We start from the raw sequence: 21197 nt of genomic DNA on the forward strand, positions 1-21197 counted from the left end.
CAGTTACACTACTGCTTTCTTATGTGTTTGAATAGACATTAAAATACCAAATCCTGCCATTAAGGTCACCATTGATGAGCCACCATAACTAATTAACGGCAATGGCACACCAACAACAGGTAATAAACCAGAAACCATACCAATATTCACAAACACATAAGTAAAAAAGGTTAAAACCAAACTTCCGGCAAGTAGCCGTGAAAACTGATCTTCAGCATTTAAAGCAATAAAACTACCACGAACAATAATGAGAAAATATAAGGTTAATACGACTATCGCACCGATAAAACCAGCTTCTTCGCCAAGCACTGAAAAAATAAAGTCCGTCGTCCGCTCAGGTAAAAATTCTAAATTAGATTGCGTCCCTTGTAATAAGCCTTTACCCGCAAATCCACCTGAACCAATCGCAATTTTCGATTGAATAATATGATAGCCACTGCCCAATGGATCACTTTCAGGGTTTAACAACGTTAAGATGCGTTTTTTTTGATAAGCATGTAAAAATTGCCAAATAATCGGTGCACACACAGCCAGACTACCCAGCATAAATAACAGCCAACGCCAACTGATTCCTGCTAAAAAGATCACAAAAAAGCCACTGGCACCAATTAATAACGCTGTACCTAAATCAGGTTGTTTAATAATTAAAGAAAAAGGCACAGCAACAATCGCCAAAGCAATTAAAATAAAACCCAAAGGCAGTGGCGGCTCACGCTCACTTAAAAAAGCCGCCAAAGCAACGGGTAAGGCTATTTTCATAAATTCTGCCGGCTGAAACTGAAAAACACCTAAATCTAACCAACGCTGTGCACCATTACTAACATGACCGAATAATAACACCGCAGCAAGCAAGACCACGCCAAAGCAATAAAGCCAACTTGCCGAGCGCTGATAATAACGTGGCGAAATTTGCGCAAGAATTAACATTGCCGCAAAAGCTGCTGTCAAACGCATCCCTTGATGTTTCAATGCCGTCACACTCTGGCCACTAGCACTATATAACAAAGCACAACCGCAGACAGCCAGTAGAATTAATAAAATCAATAAAGTGCTATCCAAATGTATTCTTTGCATCAATGGCTTTGAATTAATTCCTGCTGAGTTATCGCCATAAAAAAAGCGGTATAACCTTGCAATCATGCTTGCTCCTCAAGCAGGTAATAGTCCATAACTTTCCTGGCAATCTTTGCAGCACCATTAGAATGCTCTAATAAAACCACAACAACGATTTCTGGATTTTTAATCGGCGCATAAGCAATAAACCAAGTATGGTGCCTAAGGTTTTTCTTTTTATCCATCAGTTTTTGCGACTCTTCACGATCCTCACCAAATGAAAATACCTGCGCGGTTCCAGTTTTTCCGGCAAGTCGATATTCAAGCCCTCGGCTCAAATAGTGCGCAGTTCCTGTCGGCATTGTCACTACACTTTCCATCGCGCGCTCAACATAATTCCAGTGACGCTCCTGATCTAATTTTACCTTAGGCAATAATGCTAGCGCAGGCTTGGTATTTTTCTTTGCATCAACAACAGCACCTAGAACATGAGGGCGATAGGACTGCCCTCGATTGGCTAATAACATAGTCGATGTCGCAAGCTGCATCGGCGTCGCTTGCACATAGCCTTGACCAATCCCAGCGATCACCGTTTCCCCTGGAAACCACACTTGTCCTAGAGCCTGTTGCTTCCAAGCACTATTTGGGTAAACCGGCGTGACCTCTCCAGGTAAATCTATTCCTGATTTTTTACCAAAACCAAAAGCAGACATGAACTCATGCATTTTATTAATGCCCAATTGATGGGCAAGTTGATAAAAATAAGTATCTACCGATTCTGCCACGGCTTTATTTAAATTAACCCGACCATGCCCTTCTTTTTTCCAATCACGAAACTTACGTGTGCTGCCTTTTAACTGAAAGTAACCAGGATCATGGAATATCGTATTTTTGGTAATCGCCTGACTTTCTAAACCGAGTAAGGCCATAAAAGGTTTTACAGTAGATGCTGGAGGGTATTTACCTCGTAATGCGCGATTAAATAAAGGATGATCGGGTGAGCGCTGTAGCGCATGATAGTCTTTGCGAGAAATGCCATCAGCAAATAAATTTGCGTTATAACTGGGTACACTGACCATGGCGATTACACCACCTGTTTTAGGGTCAAGAGCCACCATCGCTCCTTTTTTTCCTTTAAATGCTTTATAAGCCGCTTGCTGGAGTTTCGCATCAATCGTTAAATATAAGTTTTTCCCAGGAATCGACTCAATATGCTTAACAACACGAACCTGGCGACCATGAACATTCACTTCGACTTCTTCATAACCGACTTTGCCGTGCAACAATGTCTCATATTGCGCTTCAACTCCTGTTTTCCCCAGCGTATAAGTCCCGCGATAATTGACCTTATCGACTTTTTTTAAGTCCTGTTCGCTAATGCGACTGACATAACCGAGTACCGGCGCAAATTCAGGCCCTAAGGTGTAATGGCGTTTAAGCCGGGCAGTGACCTGCACCCCTGGAAAACGATGTTGATTTACAGAAAACTTCGCCATTTGCTCATGGCTTAGATCATCCAATAAAGGAATGCTATCGAAAGAATGACGCAAACGACGTTGGTTGTAAAAGCTTTTGATATCTTCTTTACGGATCGGTAATAGCTGGCCTAAGCGCGCAATCGTTTGTTTAATATTTTTATTACGCTCTGGAATAATATCCAAACTATATACAGGAATATTTTCGGCAAGTAAGACACCATTACGGTCATAAATTAAGCCGCGTTTAGGCACTAAAGGCACTGCACGAATGTAGTTATTACGTGATAATGTCGAATAACGCGAATGATCGATCAGCTGCAAATAAGCCAAGCGTCCAGCAAGTAGTAATAACAAGCTACTAACAATTAACAAAGCCTGAAAAATGCGTTGTTTGAAATAGCCTTCAGCTTTATGACTGTCCTCTAGCCACTGCCCCCCATGCGCACTCCCTATGCACAGACGAACCTTTTGTTCCGTCATCAATCAAGCACGATGGTAAGGGTGATTATTCAGTACCGTCCATGCTCGATAAAGTTGCTCCGCAACGACAATACGCACGAGTGGATGAGGTAAGGTCAGCGCGGATAAAGACCAACGCAACTCTGCTTTTGCTAAGCATTCTGGTGCAAGACCTTCCGGCCCGCCAATCAATAAACTAACATCACGACCACCACCTTGCCAGTTTTCCAACTGGCCCGATAATTGCTCAGTACACCAGGCTTTCCCTTTTACATCCAATGCAACAACCAGGGTTCCCTTAGGAATCGCCTCGATCATTGCAGCACCTTCTTGGCGCAAGGCGCGACTCACATCAAATCGTTTACCTCGCTTTGCCGCTTCAATTTCAACTAGCTGCAAAGCACAGCCTACCGGTAAACGCCGTGCATATTCATCAAAACCCGCTTTCACCCAGGCAGGCATTTTTTTACCAATCGCAATTAAATTAATTTTCATAATAAATTTAATCTGCTCAATAATAAGTATAACTAAGCCGCAGGCATTGACCAGAATTTTTCAAGATTATAAAACTCACGGGTCTCTGGCAGCATCACATGCAAAATCACATCGGCCATATCCACCAATATCCACTCAGCCCCCGCTTCACCTTCAATGCCTAAAACTTCAAAACCTTGTGCTTTAACATCGCTAATGACCGCATTCGCAAGAGCTTTTAAATGACGACTGGATGTTCCAGAAGCGACCATCATATGATCGGTAATGCTGGTCATTTCAGCTACATCTAAAACAACGATATTTTTCGCTTTAGCTTCTTCAAGCGCATGATTAATCACTTGAGTTAACTTTTCTGTCTTTGCATTCACGTTTTCTTCTCTCTATAACAATTCGATTGTAGAATCATTTTTTCCACAGCACTTGGAACCAAATAACGAATACTTTCATTTTTTTGTAGGCGCTCACGCAGATCCGTCGATGATATAGCCAACATGGTCAATGGACTCATATAAACCAATCCAGCATCCTGGGCTTTAAGCTGCTCAAGAGAGCTGGCCTGCCGACCTTTCACATATTCCATCACAGCACTTTTTTCATCGATATCAAAGCCAGGCCGACCTACAACAATGAGGTGGGTCAATTCAAGTAAGCGCTGAAAACGATGCCATTTATGAAAGCTTAATAACGAATCGGAGCCCATTACAAAATAAAAGCGCTGATTTACCTGCGCTTTTTTCAAGCCTTCTAAGGTATCTACCGCATAAGAAGGCCCTTCGCGGTCAATTTCAGCGCGCTCTACCGTAAACGGCGTATCTTCGAGGGCGGATTCTAACATGGCAAGGCGCACTTGAACAGACACATCGCGCTCCGCCTCTTTATGCACCGGCTGATAACAGGGCATAAAGGAAAATTTATCAAAAAACCCGGTCTGATGAAGCTCATAAGCAATCCGCAAATGGCCAATATGAATCGGATCAAACGTACCCCCGAAAAGAGCGATTTCTTGCACACTTTCATTGTTTTTCATACCATTCACTTCCTTTTAGTCCCATCAGCACGCAAGTGACCCTTGTTAATGCTTGCCAAGGAGCGCCTGGGTTAACGCCTTTAATCATAAGTTCTACTTTCTGACACTCTAAAATCAAACGCTCAAGTGTACTCACCGATAAACCCCGCGCCGCCTGTTGCAATAGACGCATGCGCCGTGGCCACACATTGTCACGACGTAATTCAGCTTCACTTGCGCCAGATTTCACCTTTAGCAATAAGCGGATATCCCGCAGCAGTCCCCACAGCACTAAAACTTCACTTTCACCTTGCAATTCCAAACCGGCTAGAGCACGTAAGACCGTTTCAGATTGACGTGCGAGAATGTCATCCATCAACTGGAAAACCTGAAAGCGCGCTCCTTGCGCAACATGCTCGGCAATCATCGCCTCATCAAGCGGTTTGCCTTCATAAAGCAAAGCCAGCTTATCTAACTCTTGTGCTGCAGCCAATAAATTCCCTTCGGTTTGCATATATAAATAATCAAGCGCACCCGTAGTCAATGATAGCTTTAGTGTACGCGCGCGCTGACTGAGCCATTGTTGTAAATTACGCCCTTGCAATGGCCAAAAAGGCACTTCAACACATTGCTTACTAAGAGCCAAAAATATCTTGTGCTTTTGTAGCCGGCTCTCTAATTTTTGTGAACTAATCATTAATAAATTATCAGGGCTATTTTGTGAGAGAAACTGCTGAATATAGCCTAGAATTTGCACAGTCGGCTTTTGTTCTAACAAACGTAACTCTAAAATACGCTGCTCAGAAAACAACGAACCGCTCGATGCTGCCAACAAGAAACTCTGCCAGTCAAACCCGGGCAAATCCGCATAAAAAACCCGACGCTCACAAGCGACACCTTGGTCGCGCACTTGCTCTCGCACAAGGTTGGCCGCTTCTTGCACCAACAACATCTCATCGCCATGAAACCAATAACAGTTTGAAGAAAGTTTTCCTTGCTTTAATTTAGCATAAAACTCGTTGGCAGAGAGTTTCAAGAACTTAGCGCTCCCAAACGCCACAGTAGTTGATTCGCAAGTTGACTACGCAACCCTTCGATCAAGTCAGGGTTATACTGTTGCGTATTATTTTGTGTCGCTAAGGCCGAGGCTGTTAAGTTGCCATTTTTAACCAAGTATTTGCCTTTTTTATCCAAAATAGAGAAATACAGAGTTTCTACCACCTGATACTGCTGTGTCGAACTGCTTGAATTAAAACCTGTCATAATATAACGGTTATTGGTTTCTTTTAATAATCGCACTCTATAATCACTGTCCTTTTCAGAAACAAAGCGGATTCCTTGAGCCTGCCAATTCGAACGGACGATTTGGGTCAATTGCGGCATACCGGTTGATGCCAAAGACACGGTTCCAGAAACCGGCGCCTTGCCACGCAGCTGAAAACCACAGGCAGTCAATAAAAACGCTAGAGATAATATAATAACGGGCAAGAAAAAAGCTCGAATACGCATGGCGTGCCATCCTAAAGTAACAGCCGTAAAACTCATTTCATACCAAGCATGCAATAAAGTCTGTACGGCTAGGGCTTGTTTATTAATTCGCGACAATATTAACAAGGCGGTTAGGCACAACAATCACCTTACGCACTGTTTTATCGGCAATAAAGTTTTGCACCTTTTCACTTGCAGTCGCCGCAGCCTCTATAGCCGCGCGGTCTGCGCTTGTTGCCACTTTAATTTTATCGCGTAACTTACCATTCACTTGCACGATTAGCTCTATCGATTGCGTCACCAATGCTGCCGGATCAACCTCAGGCCAGGGTGCGGTCAACACACTCTCACCAAAACCTAATTCACGCCATAACGCTTGGGTCACATGCGGGATAATCGGTGATAATAAGCGCAGCATCATGCTCATCAGCTCATGAGCAAACTCGGCACTCAATCTGTCATTTTCAGGCAAACGCTGCCAAATATTGGCAAGCTTCATCCCTGCGGCAACCACAGTATTAAACTGATAACGCTCAAAATCATACAAAGCCTGCTTTAACACCTCATGGGCATCGCGGCGCAACTCCAAGAGTTCATCACTGGCACCGCTATAATTCCTTTTATGCTCACTGGAATAATCTTGATTCTGGGCAACTAAATTCTCTTTATGTTCATGAGCAAAGTTCCAAATCCGACGAATAAAGCGATAGGCTCCTTCTACACCGGCATCAGACCATTCTAATGATTGCTCAGGAGGCGCAGCGAACATGGTAAATAGGCGTACCGTATCAGCACCATAGCGTTCGATTAGTTCTTGAGGGTCAACAGTATTGCCCTTAGATTTTGACATCTTCGCACCATCTTTTAACACCATACCTTGAGTTAATAGCGCTTTAAACGGCTCATCCGAACTGACTAAACCTTCATCACGCATGACCTTATGGAAGAAGCGCGCGTAAAGCAGGTGTAAGATAGCGTGCTCAACCCCACCGATATATTGATCCACCGGCGCCCAATATGACGCTCGCTCATCAAGCATCGCCTGAGCATTATCAAAAGAGGCGAACCGAGCATAATACCAAGAGGACTCCATAAAAGTATCAAAGGTATCTGTCTCACGTTCTGCTGGCCCCTGACATTTCGGACAGGCCGTATTGACAAATTCAGGCATACGTTTTAGCGGCGAACCATCTCCTTTAACGATCACATCCTCTGGCAAACGTACCGGTAGATCGGCCTCCGGCACCGGCACCACACCGCATGATGCGCAATTGATCATCGGTATCGGCGCACCCCAATAGCGCTGACGTGAAATGCCCCAATCACGTAAACGATAATTGACCGTCACGCGCCCTGCCTGATGAATTTCTAAATACTCACTAATTGCTTTAAAAGAATCATCAAAATTTAAGCCATCGCTAAAGGGCTGAGAGTTAATAAGTGTGCCTTTTTCTGTAATTGCCGCTTGGGCTAAATCACCCTCAGCTTCGATCACTTGCTTAATCGCTAAGTCATATTTATTGGCAAACTCATAATCGCGCTGATCATGAGCAGGAACGGCCATCACCGCACCGGTGCCATACCCCATCAAGACAAAATTCGCCACCCACACGGGTACTTTCTCACCTGAAATTGGGTGAATCGCAAAGAAGCCGGTAGCCATGCCTTTCTTTTCCATGGTCGCAATGTCCGCTTCTGCAACGGACGCAGTATTACACTCTTGTAAAAAATTTGCGAGTTCTGGATTATTCTTAGCAGCCTGCTGTGCTAAAGGGTGACCGGCGGCAACCGAAATAAAGCTGACTCCCATCAATGTATCAGGACGTGTAGTAAAAACAGTCAGTGCAGAGGAGTCATCCTCCTTGTGTGCCAACTTAAAATCAATCTCTACACCTTCTGAACGACCGATCCAGTTGCTTTGCATCGTCCGCACCTGTTCAGGCCATTCGGTCAGCTGATCCAAATCTTTTAATAATTCATCAGCGTAATCAGTAATTTTAATAAACCATTGTGGAATCTCACGGCGCTCAACCAGCGCGCCAGAACGCCAGCCACGACCATCAACCACTTGCTCATTGGCAAGCACGGTCTTATCGACAGGATCCCAGTTTACCACTGAGTTTTTCTTATAAACCAAGCCCTTTTTGTACATTTGCAAGAATAGCCACTGCTCCCAGCGATAATAATTCGGATCACAGGTGGCAATTTCACGTGACCAATCATAGCCAAAGCCTAAGGATTTTAGCTGATCCCGCATATAGTTAATATTTTCATAGGTCCAGCGTGCCGGTGGCACATCATGCTTCATGGCGGCGTTTTCTGCAGGAAGGCCAAACGCATCCCAGCCCATCGGCTGCATAACATTCTTGCCTTTCATGCGTTGATAACGGCTGACCACATCACCGAGGGTATAATTACGCACATGCCCCATATGCAGTTTACCGCTCGGATAGGGGAACATGCATAGGCAATAGAATTTTTCCTTGTTTAGATCTTCTTTGGCGAGAAAACTTTGTGTCTTATCCCAAAAGTGCTGCACGGAAGCTTCTACACTTTTAGCATCATATTTGTACTCTTGCATAATACCCAACTAATTCGATTATTTAATGTTTAACTTTTAATTTTTTACTTGAAACTGCAATGCGTACTAGCAAAAATAATAATCACTTACAATCATTAATTTGCCAACACGAGACGCTGCGCCTGATTCATCATCTGCTGCTGTGTGCCTGTCATCTGTTGCAATTGCCCTTCTAACCAATTCGCCCACAAGGGTGCACGACCAACTGGAGGACGGTGACGGTTTAATAACTCATTGATTTCTTTGGCCTCGGTGTAATTTGGCAGTTGAGCTATATTCGCCTCTGGCAAAATATTAATCTTGCGTGTTGTGATCTGGTAACGCTCAGCCTGTTGAACCGGCGGTTGTAATGCGCTGACAAAGGCAAGGACTAATAAGAGAGCACAGCCTCCAGCAACCAGCATAATGATTGATTTATTTAAAAATTTCGCCTTAGGTGGCGCAACACGGACAAAACTCATAAGCACTCAGTCACAATAGAAATAACTTCAAGACAGTATAACAAAAAATAGCTTACAAAAATAATTTCAATTTTTCGTTATAAATCAATATATAATCCAGTTAGCAATCAAAAAGTAGACACTAAGACCGACAAGTTAATAAGCAACGCACACCAAAGACTCAACCAAAGAAATCTTGGCAAAAAGACATAGGCAATACCACACCCAACACAGCAACCAAAACTCGCGCTTATTCAGTAAAAATAGCGACAAACTTGTGTTTTATAGCATAAATGAGATGAATAATGGCCGGGTGCTAATGAACAGCCCCAGTAAAATCAACCTCAACTCCCTTGTCACTAGGCGTGCCAGCATAATGCCGGCCCTGCCCAAAAGGACTCACTATCATTATTCTCGCGCTCAAAAATATCATGCTGCTGATAGCTGATATTTTCTAGCTCTTGCCACACTTCAGACCAATTACGCTCTTTGACACTCGTTTGAGCGTAAAGCGTCGAAAAAATCGACCCTGTGAATAAGAGTCAAAAAAAGAGCGATGCATCCTTTCATTTTCAAGCGACCTCTCCCTCAAGTCATAAACAAAGCAACATCAATCAAGATGCTGCAGAACTCTCCTCAGTTTCAGAGCTTTTCTTAATTTGCTCTTCATCAATAGTAAATTGGTTAACCAAGCCCATCAATTGCGCTGCATCGCCTGCGAGTGTTTGAGCAGAATCAAAGGCTTCATGCGTGCTATTTTTTAGATTTTCGACTTCGCCCAGCGTTTTTTCCATATAACCTGTGACTGATTTTGTTGCTTCGGTTTGCTCTGAAACCGCACGTGCAATATCATCGGTCGCTTTGGTCACCTCTCCTGCCGAATCTTGAATTTTATCGAGCATTTCACCGGCTTTCGTCACCTCATCGACGCCGGCCTGCACTTTCGTCACACCTTCATTCATTTTTTCTACAGCATTTTGAACTTCGTCCTGAATCGCTTTAATCACCGGCGCCACCTCATTGGTCGCCTCAGCGGTGCGAATCGCAAGTTTACGCACCTCATCGGCCACAACAGCAAAACCTCGACCTTGCTCACCGGCACGCGCGGCCTCAATTGCCGCATTTAATGCTAACAAGTTCGTCTGGCTTGCGATGGTATTAATCGTTTCAATAACCCCGTTAATATCTTCACCGAGCTTACCCAAGGTCTCAATACTGGATGCGCTGGCATGCACTGAAGTACTAATATCACGCATACTTTCGATATTGTGTTTTACAATATCACCACCGGCTTTTGCTGTCGTTGCCGAGTCTGAAGCTTTTTCTGCTGCTTCTGCGGCCAAGCTCGCAACATGAGAAATTGATTTTTCTATACCTGCAACCGAATCCCCGACCGCACTAATCTGTTTCGTTTGTGTGTCCATATGATCAGCAAGACTGCCGTTGATATCTGAAATTTGCTGGGCGCCTCCTGCAATTGATTTAGAAGTAAAAGAAACATGGCCGATGATATCGTGAATTTTCGTCGCGAATTGATTAAAACCATCCCCTAACTCTGAAATTTCATCTTGAGATTTACCCGTATCAACACGCTGCGTTAAGTCTCCTCCTCCAGCTGCGATATCATTAATTGCATCAGAAATACGTGTCACTGGCTTTAACACCATAAGCTTTAATAAGAAAGCAAGTACACCAATCAAGATAATATTCAACACAATAATCTGAATAATCGTACTGGTTAACAGACTAGCAAGCTCTCCTCGAATAAAGCTGTCATTCGTATAAATATAAATCTGGCCTAATTTATTTTCATTACCATCACTTTCGTAAATAATCGGTCGTTTGATAACAGTATTTCGAGAAGTAACAGGGAAAGTCTTCGTTAATGCCTTTAATTTGCCATTTTCACGATAAAAACCAAACACAGGATCATCCGGTGTGGATACAGAAATCGCAGAAATAGACCGCGATAACATTTCTGATTTTAAAAGTGCCGAAAGTTGATCTTGATCTGCATTCCATAAAGGCTCTGCAGCACTGCGGGCGAGGCGATTGGATGTTAAGCTTGCCTCTTGCTCAAGCTGACTTTCAAGCAAGTTCTTAGTCTGGTTATAATTATACCAACCTGAGATAACCAAGATCACAGTGAGGATAACAATCAATGCACTATAGATTTTTATCTGTAGGCCCTTGGCGATATTTCCCATCGTAATACAACTTAATCTATGAAAATTCCTCTTAGCTGAAAGTATAGTCAAGTTTGTACGAACTTTTTTAGGATGAGCTAAACAGCCCCTAACACATCAGCTAGAAGCCCGGCAGCGGTCGCCCACCAATAAGGTGAACATGCAAATGGTCAACTTCTTGTCCTCCACCTTTGCCGGTATTAATGATGGTTCGAAAGCCATCACTCAAGCCCACTTTTTCAGCAATAGCCGACAAATTCATCATCATCTGTGCTATTACATCTTGATCAGCAGAGTTTAATTTTGCCAAAGAAACAATATGCTTTTTCGGTACAACAAGCACATGCACAGGCGCTTTAGGTTGAATATCCTTAAAAACAACCATACAGTCATCTTCATAAATGATATCAGCAGGTAATTCTTTATTGATAATTTTACAAAAAATGCAATCAGACATAATTTTTTCCTTTTCATCTATTTATTTATTTATTAATCTATTTATTAGTGAATTAGTTATCAACTATTAATTGCGCCGAAGAGAATAAAACGACCAAAATAAAACCCCAGCCCCCACGGCAACAAACGCCCAAGCGTATTGATCTAGCCATTCGAGCACATGCCGCCAATGAGGCACCTCCAAAAACATACCTCCCAGCAATAACAAGACAAGCCCCGTCACCAAGCCAGCGCTCGAACGTTTGGCATGCTTAAGCTGCCAAATATGTTCTTCCTTAGACTCTGCCACTCTTTTCAGCTCAATATGTTGCTCACGCTGATCGGCCAACCACTGGTGTGCGAGTGCTGGAAATTCAGGCAACTGCTCTGACCAGTTTGGAACATTCGCGATCAGCCGTTTAGCAAAGCCTTTCACGCCTACCTGCTCTTTCATCCACTGCTCTAAAAATGGCTTCGCTGTACTCCATAAATCCAGCTCTGGATAAAGTTGACGGCCCAGCCCTTCGATATTCAGTAAGGTTTTTTGTAAAAGCAATAATTGCGGTTGAACCTGCATATCGAATCGTCGTGCCGTTTGAAATAAACGCAATAAAGTCTGCCCAAAGGAAATGTCTTTTAATGGTCGCTCAAAAATCGGCTCACACACCGTGCGAATCGCCGACTCAAATTCATCCACTCGTGTTTGCGCAGGCACCCAACCCGACTCAACGTGCAATTCGGCGACACGGCGATAATCACGCTTAAAAAACGCCAGGAAATTACCAGCCAAATAATGCTGATCGTCTCGACCCAACGTCCCAACAATACCACAGTCTATGGCGATATAGCCCGGGTCCTCAGGCTTGCTGCAATCGACAAAAATATTCCCTGGATGCATATCGGCATGAAAAAAACAATCACGAAAAACCTGAGTAAAAAAGACCTCAACACCACGCTCAGCCAATCGCTTTAAGTTCACTTTGTTGGTCTTTAGTGCCTCAATATCCGCAACCGGCACGCCAAAAATACGTTCCATAACAATGACATTTGAATGAGTATACTCCCAAAAAATCTCCGGCACTTTTAGGACATGTTCCCCCATTAAAATTGCGTCGTAACTGAGAGGTATTAGCCGCCTCTCGCATCAAGTCCAGCTCATCCATTAAATTCCGTTCAAGCTCAGCCACAACTTCAACCGGCCGCAAACGCCGACTCGCCAACCAATAACGCTCCAATAAACGTGCAAGCATATACATTAAATCGATATCTTTACGCAGCACCCGCTTTAAATTAGGCCTGAGAACCTTAACAACGACCTCTTGCCCAGACGGTAAGCGCGCAGCATGAACTTGGGCAATAGAAGCGGAGGCCATCGGCTCATCGGCGAATTCCGCAAACACCTCTGATAATGGCCGTCGATAACTTTTTTCCAGTATCACTCTCGCTTGCGCAGCAGGAAAAGGCGGCACTTGATCCTGTAGCCGTGCTAACTCTAAAGCAATGTCATCGGGCAACAAATCCCGACGTGTTGATAAGATCTGGCCAAATTTAATAAAGACTGGCCCTAAAGACTCTAAACACAGACGCAGACGCTCGGCACGTGTGCGAGTTTCTCTTCTCCAGCTCCAAGGGTTTAAGTACATTAAAAACTGCAATGGCCTTAAAAAGGGAATCGCTAATACAAGCTCTTCAACACGATAACGTACCAATGCCCAGCCAATTCGCCAAAAACGCATCCAGACACGCAACTTCATCGCTGATCTCCATCACCCTTCGTACTCAATAGGTCCAAGCGTATTTTCAGGCGTTCTGCATCAAGACGCAGGGCTTGCAAAGATTCAACCCAATCACTCATTTCCTCATGACTGACCAACAAGCGCTGCTCATAAAGAACAAACTCAGAGGTGTTTTTCTTAAAACTCTCACCCGCTGAACTCAGCCACTCTCTACTCGCCCGCAAGCTTTGGCCTGCAACACCGGCCCAGAGTGGCCCGATATAACGAGAAATCTCGCCTTCCCAGTCAAATTCAAACATAGCCACATAACGCTGAACTTCCTGCAAAGTTGCAACATCACCATGTAACTTCACTTGCCTGGACAAAATCACCGTCTGTGGGTCTTCTGCTTTTGCAAGTGCCAACAAACCGGCGATATCACCACTAATCGTAACATCCACCGATTGTGATGAATCTGATAACTCTAGTGATAGCAATAAACCATCGGCTAATAGATACACATAAATCGGCCGCTCAAGCTCTTTAATGTCTAAGGCCAGCACTCGACCACTTAAGCTCGACCAAGACTCCATCAACCAACGATCGGTTTTTAACGCCCGATTCAGCGCCTTATTTAATAAAGGCAATAAAGGTTTTAATAGCGCACGATAGACCATTAGATTTTACAGCCTTCATGCAAAGCAACAATGCCTGCAGACAGGTTAGTATAACGACAACGCTCAAAACCTGCACCTTCTATCATGCCTTTCAAAGTCTCCTGATCCGGATGCATACGAATCGATTCGGCCAGGTATTTATAGCTAGCCGCATCTTTTGCAAACCATTGGCCTAAACGTGGCAGTACATGAAACGAGTACTGATCATAGAGCTTACTTAATAGTGGATAAGCTGGCTTTGAAAACTCAAGTATCAATAAACGTCCGCCTGGTTTTAAGACGCGATACATCGAGCGCAAAGCTGCCTCTTTATCGGTTACATTACGTAAGCCAAAAGCGATAGTAATGCAATCAAAATAGTGATCATCAAAAGGCAGTTCTTCCGCATTGGCCTGCACATAATCAACATTAAAAACACCACAGTCTTCAAGCTTTGCACGCCCAACAGCGAGCATTGCCTCATTAATATCAGCCAAAACAACATGACCGCTCGCACCGACGCGCCCCGCAAAAACACGGGTCAAATCCCCCGTTCCCCCCGCCAAATCCAATACTTTATTACCAATTTTAACGCGGCTAGCCATAATAGTGTAACGCTTCCATAACCGGTGCACACCAACCGACATCAGGTCATTCATCAGATCGTACTTAGGGGCAACAGAGCGAAACACCTCTCTGACACGACCGACTTTCTCATTAACATCAACAGACTCATAGCCAAAATGTGTTTGCTCTTCTTGCATGTTGCTGCCCTCTTTAAATTAGCTTAAATTTTTTAAATAATTACTATGTCTTGCAACTTTTATTCTTGTTGATTTAGGCTTAACGGATAAAGCTGTTGCCAATCAATCACAGCTATCAAGCCATCATTAAACGACAAGGTCAAGCCCTCTAATTCATCACAACTTAATGCATCAATGGCGATGCTATCTGCAGGAATCTGATGAGCCGCTAGTGAATATAGCGTTTTGGAGGAAAATAAAGCAGGTTCTTGTCCTTCAAAACGCACTTTTAATGTTTTTTCTCTGCGATGCCAACGAACCGTATCAATCACACAAGCACTCATAAATTCATCTTTTTCTCTACAAATAAAAAACGGTGCCACAGCACCGTTCTTAGACCTGCTTATTAGCCGCTATTTTACAGGATATAACGACTCAAGTCTTCATTATGTGTTAGCTCAGAAAGCGCATCAACCACATAACCTTCATCGATCTTCAGTGTCTCGCCTTGGCAATCTGAGGCACGGTATGAAATATCATCCAATAAACGCTCAAGCACCGTATGCAAGCGACGTGCGCCAATATTTTCCATCTGCTCATTGGCTTGAAAGGCAATCTCAGCAATTTTCTTCACACCTGCATCAGTAAAGTCTAAGGTCACGCCTTCTGTTGTCATTAAGGCTTTATATTGCTTAACTAAAGAGGCATCCGGCTCAGTTAAAATGCTGACGAAATCCTCAGGCGTTAATGAATCAAGCTCAACGCGGATTGGAAAACGACCTTGTAACTCTGGAATCAAGTCCGATGGTTTTGCCAGGTGGAAAGCACCTGAGGCCACAAATAAGATATGATCGGTTTTGATCATGCCATATTTCGTTGAAACCGTAGAGCCTTCAACCAAAGGCAGTAAATCACGCTGCACACCTTCACGTGAGACATCGCCACCACTGCCGCCACCGGCATCAGAGCGCTTGGTGATCTTATCGATTTCATCAATAAAGACGATACCGTTTTGCTCAACACTTTCTACCGCTTGCAGCTTAATCTCTTCTTCATTAACCAGCTTCGCCGCTTCTTCTTCACGCAAGCGTTTTAGAGCGTCGGCCACTTTCATCTTACGTTCTTTTTTATTGCCAGAGCCTCCCATATTTTGGAACATACTCTGCAATTGATTGGTCATCTCTTCCATACCTGGAGGCGCCATGATTTCAACGCCCACCGGCGCGCTCGTCACCTCGATGCTGATTTCTTTATCATCAAGTTGACCTTCACGCAGTTTTTTACGAAAGACCTGACGTGCGGCTGAATCATCATGGTTAGTCGGTTCTGGTTCGTTGGCAAAACCGGTCTTAGATCCAGCTCCACGCGCTGGTGGCAGCAATACATCTAACACACGTTCTTCTGCCGCAGACTCTGCGCGGTCTTTAACTTTTTCCATGGCATCTTCACGTGTTTGCTTGATCGCCATTTCCATCAGGTCACGAATAATCGATTCAACATCACGGCCGACATAACCGACTTCAGTAAACTTAGTCGCTTCAACTTTGATAAACGGTGCCTTGGCCAAACGCGCTAAACGGCGAGCGATTTCTGTTTTACCCACCCCCGTCGGTCCGATCATCAAAATATTTTTCGGTGTAACCTCAACACGCATCGCTTCATCCAGCTGCATACGACGCCAGCGGTTACGCATGGCAATGGCAACAGCACGCTTAGCATCCGCTTGGCCAATAATATGTTTATCAAGTTCATGAACAATTTCTTTGGGTGTCATTGTTGACATAAGGCCTACCTCACTCGGCTGTATTATCTAATTCTTCAATGGTTAAATTCTGATTGGTATAAATACAGATCTCACCGGCGATATTTAAACTTTTTTCAACAATGTCACGTGCACCTAAATCGGTATTGTCAAGCAGCGCACGCGCACTGGCACGTGCATAAGAAGAACCAGAACCAATCGACGTCATACCATTTTCAGGCTCTAATACATCACCGTTTCCTGAAATAGTTAAGGTTGTTGTTTTATCAGCAACAATCATCATTGCTTCCAAACGGCGCAACATACGATCTGTACGCCAGTCTTTGGCCAAGTCAACCGCAGCACGAACAAGATGACCGTGATGGATTTCAAGCTTGCCTTCAAAGCGCTCTAGCAAAGTAAAGGCATCCGCTGTTGAACCAGCAAAACCAGCAATGACTTTGTCTTGATAAAGGCGACGCACTTTACAAATGTTTGATTTCGCAACCGTATCGCCAAGCGTGGCTTGACCATCACCACCCATTACTACTTTATCACCACGGCGCACACATAAAATGGTCGTGCCCTTATACTGTTCAGTCACTTAGACTACCTCGTTTATCGAAATTGATAGATTACAATCAGTTTTAGCTATTTTGTTTTAGCTTGAGCAAACCGGGCTGTATGCTGGCATCTTGCAACACTCGACGCACCTTTTCTGCGTCTCTCTTGCTTGCAAAAGGTCCGAGCATCACGCGATTCCACTGCTGGCCTGACTGAAGCTTTACTGTAGATAGATAGGGATGGAGCTTAAGCTTTTCAAGACGCTGCATTAATTGAGTGGCATCTTTACTGTTTCTAAACGAGGCGATTTGAAGAACATACTGATTCTTCTGACTGTTTCCAGATGCTGCGGCCTTAGGATCGGCGACATCTTGTTTTGGCGGACTCCAGACTTCTTGCTTCGGCAAAATAGTATAAAATTCAAACTTAGGAACCACAGCTTTAGCTTTCACAGCTTGCTCTTTGTCTTGAGAATCCGTTGTTATCGTCTTCTCAGCTGAACTTGCGGCGACTTGAGCTTGTGCCTTAGCATCCGAATTAGGATCACCTTGACTTTGGGTCGATTTCTCAGACTTTACCGGCACAGATTGCAAGTTTACACTCACTTCCTGGTGATTACTCTCTGCGACAACTGACTGTGCTTTATTAGCCGTATTATTTAAAGCTGAAGTTGCTGCATCGGGCTTTAAAAAGTAAAAATAACTAAAACCGCCGAGCAAACAACCTGCAAGCACTCCGCAAATGATCCAGCCTAAAGTTGATAAGCCTTTTGCCTGCTCAGCAGAAGAAGAAGGGGTCGCGTGTGCTTTTTGCTTAATTCGCTTGGGTTTTACCTGAGTCTTCGGTTCAGCTTGTTTTGCTTTAATTTTATTAATCTTATTTTTGTTATTGGTAAATTCCGGGTGCAAACGAGATGACTTGCGACTTGCGATAATCTTATTCTTACGTTTTAGCGGCGTTCGTTTTTTGTCAGTATACTGCTCAAGTTCGGCGCGATGCCGTGCCTGGCGCTCTCTTTGCAGCTCTTCGCGCGTTTTTTTCTTTTTGACGCACAGCCTGATCGAGACGACGCCGACGTTCTGCTTGCTCACGGCGTCGCTCTTCTAAATAGCTTTGGCTGTTCTTTCGACGATCTTTTGCCATCTCACATTGCTTGAGGTGCAGAGATACCTAACAACTCGAGTCCGTTAGCTAATACTTGCTTTACGGCAAGCACTAAACAAAGTCGAGCCTGACAAAGCACTGCATCTTCGACTAAAAATTGATGTGCGTTGTAATAAGTATGAAGCCCATTCGCCAAATCTCGCAAGTAATTTGCAAGCACATGTGGTTCATGATTCAGCGCCGCATTTTGCAAAAGCTCAGGGTACATGGCTAAACGTTTTAATAAATCAATCTCTTGAGTTTCAACCAAGCGCTCTAACGACGCTAAGCCCAGCTCAGTATTTAACTCAACATTTTTATCAGCCATCTGACGCAACACACTACAAATCCGCGCATGCGCATATTGAATATAATACACCGGGTTGTCATTTGATTTAGACTTCGCCAAATCTAAATCAAAGTCCAGTGGCTGCTCAAACTTGCGCATTACATAGAAAAAGCGCGCCGCATCATTACCGACTTCATCGCGCAACTCACGCAAAGTCACAAAAGAGCCGCTCCGTGTCGACATTTGCACCTGTTCGCCGCCGCGATACAGGCTGACAAACTGGCCCAACAACACATGATAATCATCAGGCTTAGCACCGAGTGCCTGCATCGCCGCTCGCATCCTGGCAACATAGCCGTGATGGTCGGCACCGAATAAATCAATCACCAAGTTATGACCGCGATCAAGCTTGTCCATATGATAAGCAATATCAGGGGTAAAATAAGTCTGCTGGCCATTATTGCGTACTAAAACGCGATCCTTGTCATCAGCAAACTCGGTGGATTTAAACCAAATCGCCCCTTCTTTCTCATAGGTATAACCACCTTCTTTTAATCGATTCAGTGCTTTTTCAACCGCACCATCATCCACCAAACTTTTTTCAGAGAACCAACAATCAAAATTAACACCAAACTCAGCAAGATCTTCTTTAATATCACCGAGCACACTCTCTAAAGCCGCCTTAAAGACCCATTTATAATCATCACCGAGTCGAGCTTTTGCTTGCTGAATAAGCCCATCAATATGCTGCTCTTTGTTTTCTTCACTATTTTCACAAACAACGTCATAAATATCAGCAATATTGCGCATAAATAAATTTTGATGATCACTATGCAACTGTTTAGCGATGTCAAAAATATAGTCACCACGATAGCCATTTAACGGAAATTCGAATTTTTCACCGCCTAACTCTAAATAGCGCAACCAAGTGGATGTGGCCAAAATATCCATCTGGCGACCACCGTCATTGACATAATATTCGCGATGAACCTTCGCCCCCACCGCTTCAAGCAGATTACCAACAACCGCACCCATTGCCGCCCAGCGCCCGTGGCCAACATGCAAAGGCCCCGTTGGATTGGCCGAGACAAACTCTAAAATCACTTTCTTATCAGCCATCGCCTCACTGCGACCATAGGCTTCTTTTTGAGCGAATATTTGGGTGACCACATCACTTTGTGCCTTGGCATTTAAAAAGAAATTAATAAACCCGGGGCCCGCGATTTCTACTTTGCTCACATGCTCTGAGGCAGGCAAGCTTGCGACAATCTTTTCAGCCAATTGGCGTGGCGCACACCCGGCAACACGGGCGAGCATTAATGCAACATTGGTCGCCCAATCTCCATGGCTCTTATCTTTAGTACGATCAATATGCAACTGAACGGATAAATCTTCTGGAAGGACATCTTTGGCTTGCAGCGCTTTCACCGCCTCGCCCACTAAATGGCTAATATGCTGTTTCATGAATTCTGTTTAACTCTAATTAAAAAAGTTGCAAACTTAAACGACTAAAAACACCTTATTCTAACGACATCAATGACTAGAGAACAAGAGGGTTTTATTAATAAAAGAATGTGTTAGTGCGATTCAAACCAAGCATCAAGCACATCACGCGCCTGATCCACACCTGTTTTTTTCAAAGAAGAAAATAACTGTACAGATATATCTTCATGATCTGAAAGCTTTTTTTTCACAGATAACAAAGTTTGACTGGCCGCACCGCGCTTCAATTTATCTGATTTAGTCAGTAAAATATGCATAGGTAACCCCGAGGAAACCGCCCAGGAAATCATCATTTCGTCATAAGGCTTAAACGGGTGACGAATGTCCATCATCAAGACGATCCCCTTTAAACACTCACGAACTTCGAGATAACGCGATAAGGTTTCTTGCCATTTTTGCTTCATCGCAATGGGTACTTTAGCAAAACCATAGCCAGGAAGGTCCACTAAACGACAGTGTTCATTGACAGTAAAAAGATTAATCAGCTGAGTACGCCCCGGCGTGTTACTGGTGCGCGCAAGCTTACTCAATCCAGTAATTACATTGATTGCGCTTGATTTACCTGCATTAGACCGGCCCGCAAAGGCGATCTCTACCCCAGTATCTTCAGGAAGCTGCTCAAGTTTCGCAGCCCCTAATAAATAGTGCGTTGATTGATAATTCATGGAACACCGTACTCATGATTGACAAATGCGCCAGTCTAACACAATCATTTTTCTTTGCCGAGAGGCCCGAAAACAATCCGCCAGGTTTAAACGTCCCTAACATCCTTATGCAGGCTTTTGCGACGCTCTTTTGATTCTTGTGCTTCTACAGAAAGACTGCTCGTCGGCCGATAAAGCAAGCGCTGCACGCCAATCGCTTCATCCGTTTCCTCACAAAAACCATAGCTCTTATCTTCGATTCTGGCTTCTGCACGCTGTATGTGATTAAAGTAATTCGTTTTACGACTAACAATCCGCAACTGCAATTGGCGCTGCTCTTCGGCCGCAGCGGCATCAGCTTCATCAGCAGGATTATTTTCCAGCTCGGTTAAAGCAGCTTTAGCCACTTCAATCTCTTCGAATGTTTTTTCTTTCTCTTCTTCTAATAGATGAGCGAAAAACTCGAGCTGTTGATCGTTCATATAGTCAGATGCTGGCATTTTTAACAGCTCTTCTTTTGTAATCACGACGCCTCTCCTTCTATCGTGTTGCAAGTTATCGTTCTTAGCACACCAATA

At 44.0% G+C, this 21197-nt stretch carries 20 protein-coding genes and 1 pseudogene; all 21 read right to left on the minus strand.

Annotated features, from left to right (window positions below; all coding sequences use genetic code 11):
* Positions 1 to 3 precede the first annotated feature (3 nt).
* The 21 genes and pseudogenes from rodA to BGC07_RS07420 all read right to left on the minus strand — a co-directional run bounded on the left by rodA (position 4) and on the right by BGC07_RS07420 (position 21146).
* Entirely contained in the window at positions 4 to 1140 is a 1137-nt protein-coding gene (gene rodA, locus BGC07_RS07320) for a rod shape-determining protein RodA (RefSeq protein ID WP_069312567.1), read from the minus strand.
* Positions 1137 to 3011, minus strand: a complete 1875-nt coding sequence (gene mrdA, locus BGC07_RS07325; protein ID WP_077216958.1) for a penicillin-binding protein 2 — start codon at positions 3009 to 3011, stop codon at positions 1137 to 1139. The genes rodA and mrdA overlap by 4 nt, the downstream gene beginning before the upstream one ends.
* Before the next feature lie 3 nt (positions 3012 to 3014).
* Positions 3015 to 3485 (minus strand): 23S rRNA (pseudouridine(1915)-N(3))-methyltransferase RlmH, encoded by a 471-nt coding sequence (gene rlmH / locus BGC07_RS07330; RefSeq protein WP_069312568.1) that lies wholly within the window; start codon positions 3483 to 3485, stop codon positions 3015 to 3017.
* A gap of 32 nt (positions 3486 to 3517) precedes the next feature.
* Positions 3518 to 3853: a ribosome silencing factor gene (gene rsfS / locus BGC07_RS07335; protein WP_069312569.1), complete on the minus strand. Its 336-nt coding sequence runs from the start codon at positions 3851 to 3853 to the stop codon at positions 3518 to 3520.
* Positions 3850 to 4512 (minus strand): nicotinate-nucleotide adenylyltransferase, encoded by a 663-nt coding sequence (nadD, locus tag BGC07_RS07340; protein WP_069312570.1) that lies wholly within the window; start codon positions 4510 to 4512, stop codon positions 3850 to 3852. Before nadD ends, rsfS begins: the two co-directional genes overlap by 4 nt.
* On the minus strand, positions 4499 to 5527 hold the full coding sequence (gene holA / locus BGC07_RS07345; RefSeq protein WP_077216805.1) for a DNA polymerase III subunit delta: 1029 nt from the start codon (positions 5525 to 5527) through the stop codon (positions 4499 to 4501). The genes nadD and holA overlap by 14 nt, the downstream gene beginning before the upstream one ends.
* On the minus strand, positions 5524 to 6096 hold the full coding sequence (locus BGC07_RS07350; RefSeq protein ID WP_235603020.1) for an LPS-assembly lipoprotein LptE: 573 nt from the start codon (positions 6094 to 6096) through the stop codon (positions 5524 to 5526). Before BGC07_RS07350 ends, holA begins: the two co-directional genes overlap by 4 nt.
* Entirely contained in the window at positions 6083 to 8560 is a 2478-nt protein-coding gene (gene leuS / locus BGC07_RS07355) for a leucine--tRNA ligase (RefSeq protein ID WP_069312572.1), read from the minus strand. Before leuS ends, BGC07_RS07350 begins: the two co-directional genes overlap by 14 nt.
* A 95-nt stretch (positions 8561 to 8655) precedes the next feature.
* Complete coding sequence (locus tag BGC07_RS07360; protein WP_069312573.1) at positions 8656 to 9021, minus strand: hypothetical protein; 366 nt, start codon at positions 9019 to 9021, stop codon at positions 8656 to 8658.
* A gap of 593 nt (positions 9022 to 9614) precedes the next feature.
* The gene (locus BGC07_RS07365) at positions 9615 to 11207 is read right to left on the minus strand and encodes a methyl-accepting chemotaxis protein (RefSeq protein ID WP_069312574.1); all 1593 of its coding nucleotides are present in this window, start codon (positions 11205 to 11207) and stop codon (positions 9615 to 9617) included.
* 100 nt (positions 11208 to 11307) lie between these two features.
* A complete protein-coding gene (locus BGC07_RS07370; protein WP_069312575.1) occupies positions 11308 to 11643 on the minus strand; it encodes a histidine triad nucleotide-binding protein in 336 nt (111 codons plus the stop codon).
* Positions 11644 to 11709: 66 nt separating this feature from the next.
* Positions 11710 to 13375, minus strand: a pseudogene (gene ubiB, locus BGC07_RS07375) (ubiquinone biosynthesis regulatory protein kinase UbiB).
* Entirely contained in the window at positions 13372 to 14013 is a 642-nt protein-coding gene (locus BGC07_RS07380) for a ubiquinone biosynthesis accessory factor UbiJ (RefSeq protein ID WP_069312576.1), read from the minus strand. The pseudogene ubiB and the gene BGC07_RS07380 overlap by 4 nt, the downstream one beginning before the upstream one ends.
* Positions 14013 to 14756 carry a bifunctional demethylmenaquinone methyltransferase/2-methoxy-6-polyprenyl-1,4-benzoquinol methylase UbiE gene (gene ubiE / locus BGC07_RS07385; protein ID WP_069312577.1) on the minus strand — a complete coding sequence of 248 codons (744 nt, stop codon included), beginning with the start codon at positions 14754 to 14756 and terminating at the stop codon, positions 14013 to 14015. Before ubiE ends, BGC07_RS07380 begins: the two co-directional genes overlap by 1 nt.
* Before the next feature lie 59 nt (positions 14757 to 14815).
* Positions 14816 to 15118 carry a hypothetical protein gene (locus tag BGC07_RS07390; protein ID WP_077216806.1) on the minus strand — a complete coding sequence of 101 codons (303 nt, stop codon included), beginning with the start codon at positions 15116 to 15118 and terminating at the stop codon, positions 14816 to 14818.
* Positions 15119 to 15153: 35 nt separating this feature from the next.
* The gene (gene hslU, locus BGC07_RS07395; RefSeq protein WP_069312578.1) at positions 15154 to 16518 is read right to left on the minus strand and encodes an ATP-dependent protease ATPase subunit HslU; all 1365 of its coding nucleotides are present in this window, start codon (positions 16516 to 16518) and stop codon (positions 15154 to 15156) included.
* 10 nt (positions 16519 to 16528) lie between these two features.
* The gene (hslV, locus tag BGC07_RS07400; RefSeq protein ID WP_077216807.1) at positions 16529 to 17080 is read right to left on the minus strand and encodes an ATP-dependent protease subunit HslV; all 552 of its coding nucleotides are present in this window, start codon (positions 17078 to 17080) and stop codon (positions 16529 to 16531) included.
* Between the two features lie 43 nt (positions 17081 to 17123).
* A complete protein-coding gene (locus BGC07_RS07405) occupies positions 17124 to 18131 on the minus strand; it encodes an SPOR domain-containing protein (RefSeq protein ID WP_235603021.1) in 1008 nt (335 codons plus the stop codon).
* Between the two features lie 53 nt (positions 18132 to 18184).
* On the minus strand, positions 18185 to 19936 hold the full coding sequence (argS, locus tag BGC07_RS07410) for an arginine--tRNA ligase (RefSeq protein WP_069312579.1): 1752 nt from the start codon (positions 19934 to 19936) through the stop codon (positions 18185 to 18187).
* Positions 19937 to 20049: 113 nt separating this feature from the next.
* The gene (gene yihA, locus BGC07_RS07415; protein WP_069312580.1) at positions 20050 to 20640 is read right to left on the minus strand and encodes a ribosome biogenesis GTP-binding protein YihA/YsxC; all 591 of its coding nucleotides are present in this window, start codon (positions 20638 to 20640) and stop codon (positions 20050 to 20052) included.
* Between the two features lie 86 nt (positions 20641 to 20726).
* Entirely contained in the window at positions 20727 to 21146 is a 420-nt protein-coding gene (locus tag BGC07_RS07420; protein ID WP_077216808.1) for a TraR/DksA family transcriptional regulator, read from the minus strand.
* Positions 21147 to 21197: the final 51 nt, after the last annotated feature.

Origin of the sequence: Piscirickettsia litoralis, assembly GCF_001720395.1 — a bacterium.
GTDB classification, from domain to species: Bacteria; Pseudomonadota; Gammaproteobacteria; order Piscirickettsiales; family Piscirickettsiaceae; genus Piscirickettsia; species Piscirickettsia litoralis.

Coding starts and splice junctions, on each gene's coding strand:
- argS (WP_069312579.1), bottom strand. CDS start 19,936: ATGAAACAGCATATTAGCCATTTAGTGGGCGAGGCGGTGAAAGCGCTG.
- rodA (WP_069312567.1), bottom strand. CDS start 1,140: ATGATTGCAAGGTTATACCGCTTTTTTTATGGCGATAACTCAGCAGGA.
- BGC07_RS07370 (WP_069312575.1), bottom strand. CDS start 11,643: ATGTCTGATTGCATTTTTTGTAAAATTATCAATAAAGAATTACCTGCT.
- BGC07_RS07365 (WP_069312574.1), bottom strand. CDS start 11,207: ATGGGAAATATCGCCAAGGGCCTACAGATAAAAATCTATAGTGCATTG.
- mrdA (WP_077216958.1), bottom strand. CDS start 3,011: ATGACGGAACAAAAGGTTCGTCTGTGCATAGGGAGTGCGCATGGGGGG.
- rlmH (WP_069312568.1), bottom strand. CDS start 3,485: ATGAAAATTAATTTAATTGCGATTGGTAAAAAAATGCCTGCCTGGGTG.
- BGC07_RS07380 (WP_069312576.1), bottom strand. CDS start 14,013: ATGGTCTATCGTGCGCTATTAAAACCTTTATTGCCTTTATTAAATAAG.
- BGC07_RS07360 (WP_069312573.1), bottom strand. CDS start 9,021: ATGAGTTTTGTCCGTGTTGCGCCACCTAAGGCGAAATTTTTAAATAAA.
- hslU (WP_069312578.1), bottom strand. CDS start 16,518: ATGTCAACAATGACACCCAAAGAAATTGTTCATGAACTTGATAAACAT.
- leuS (WP_069312572.1), bottom strand. CDS start 8,560: ATGCAAGAGTACAAATATGATGCTAAAAGTGTAGAAGCTTCCGTGCAG.
- ubiE (WP_069312577.1), bottom strand. CDS start 14,756: ATGCAAGAAGAGCAAACACATTTTGGCTATGAGTCTGTTGATGTTAAT.
- nadD (WP_069312570.1), bottom strand. CDS start 4,512: ATGAAAAACAATGAAAGTGTGCAAGAAATCGCTCTTTTCGGGGGTACG.
- yihA (WP_069312580.1), bottom strand. CDS start 20,640: ATGAATTATCAATCAACGCACTATTTATTAGGGGCTGCGAAACTTGAG.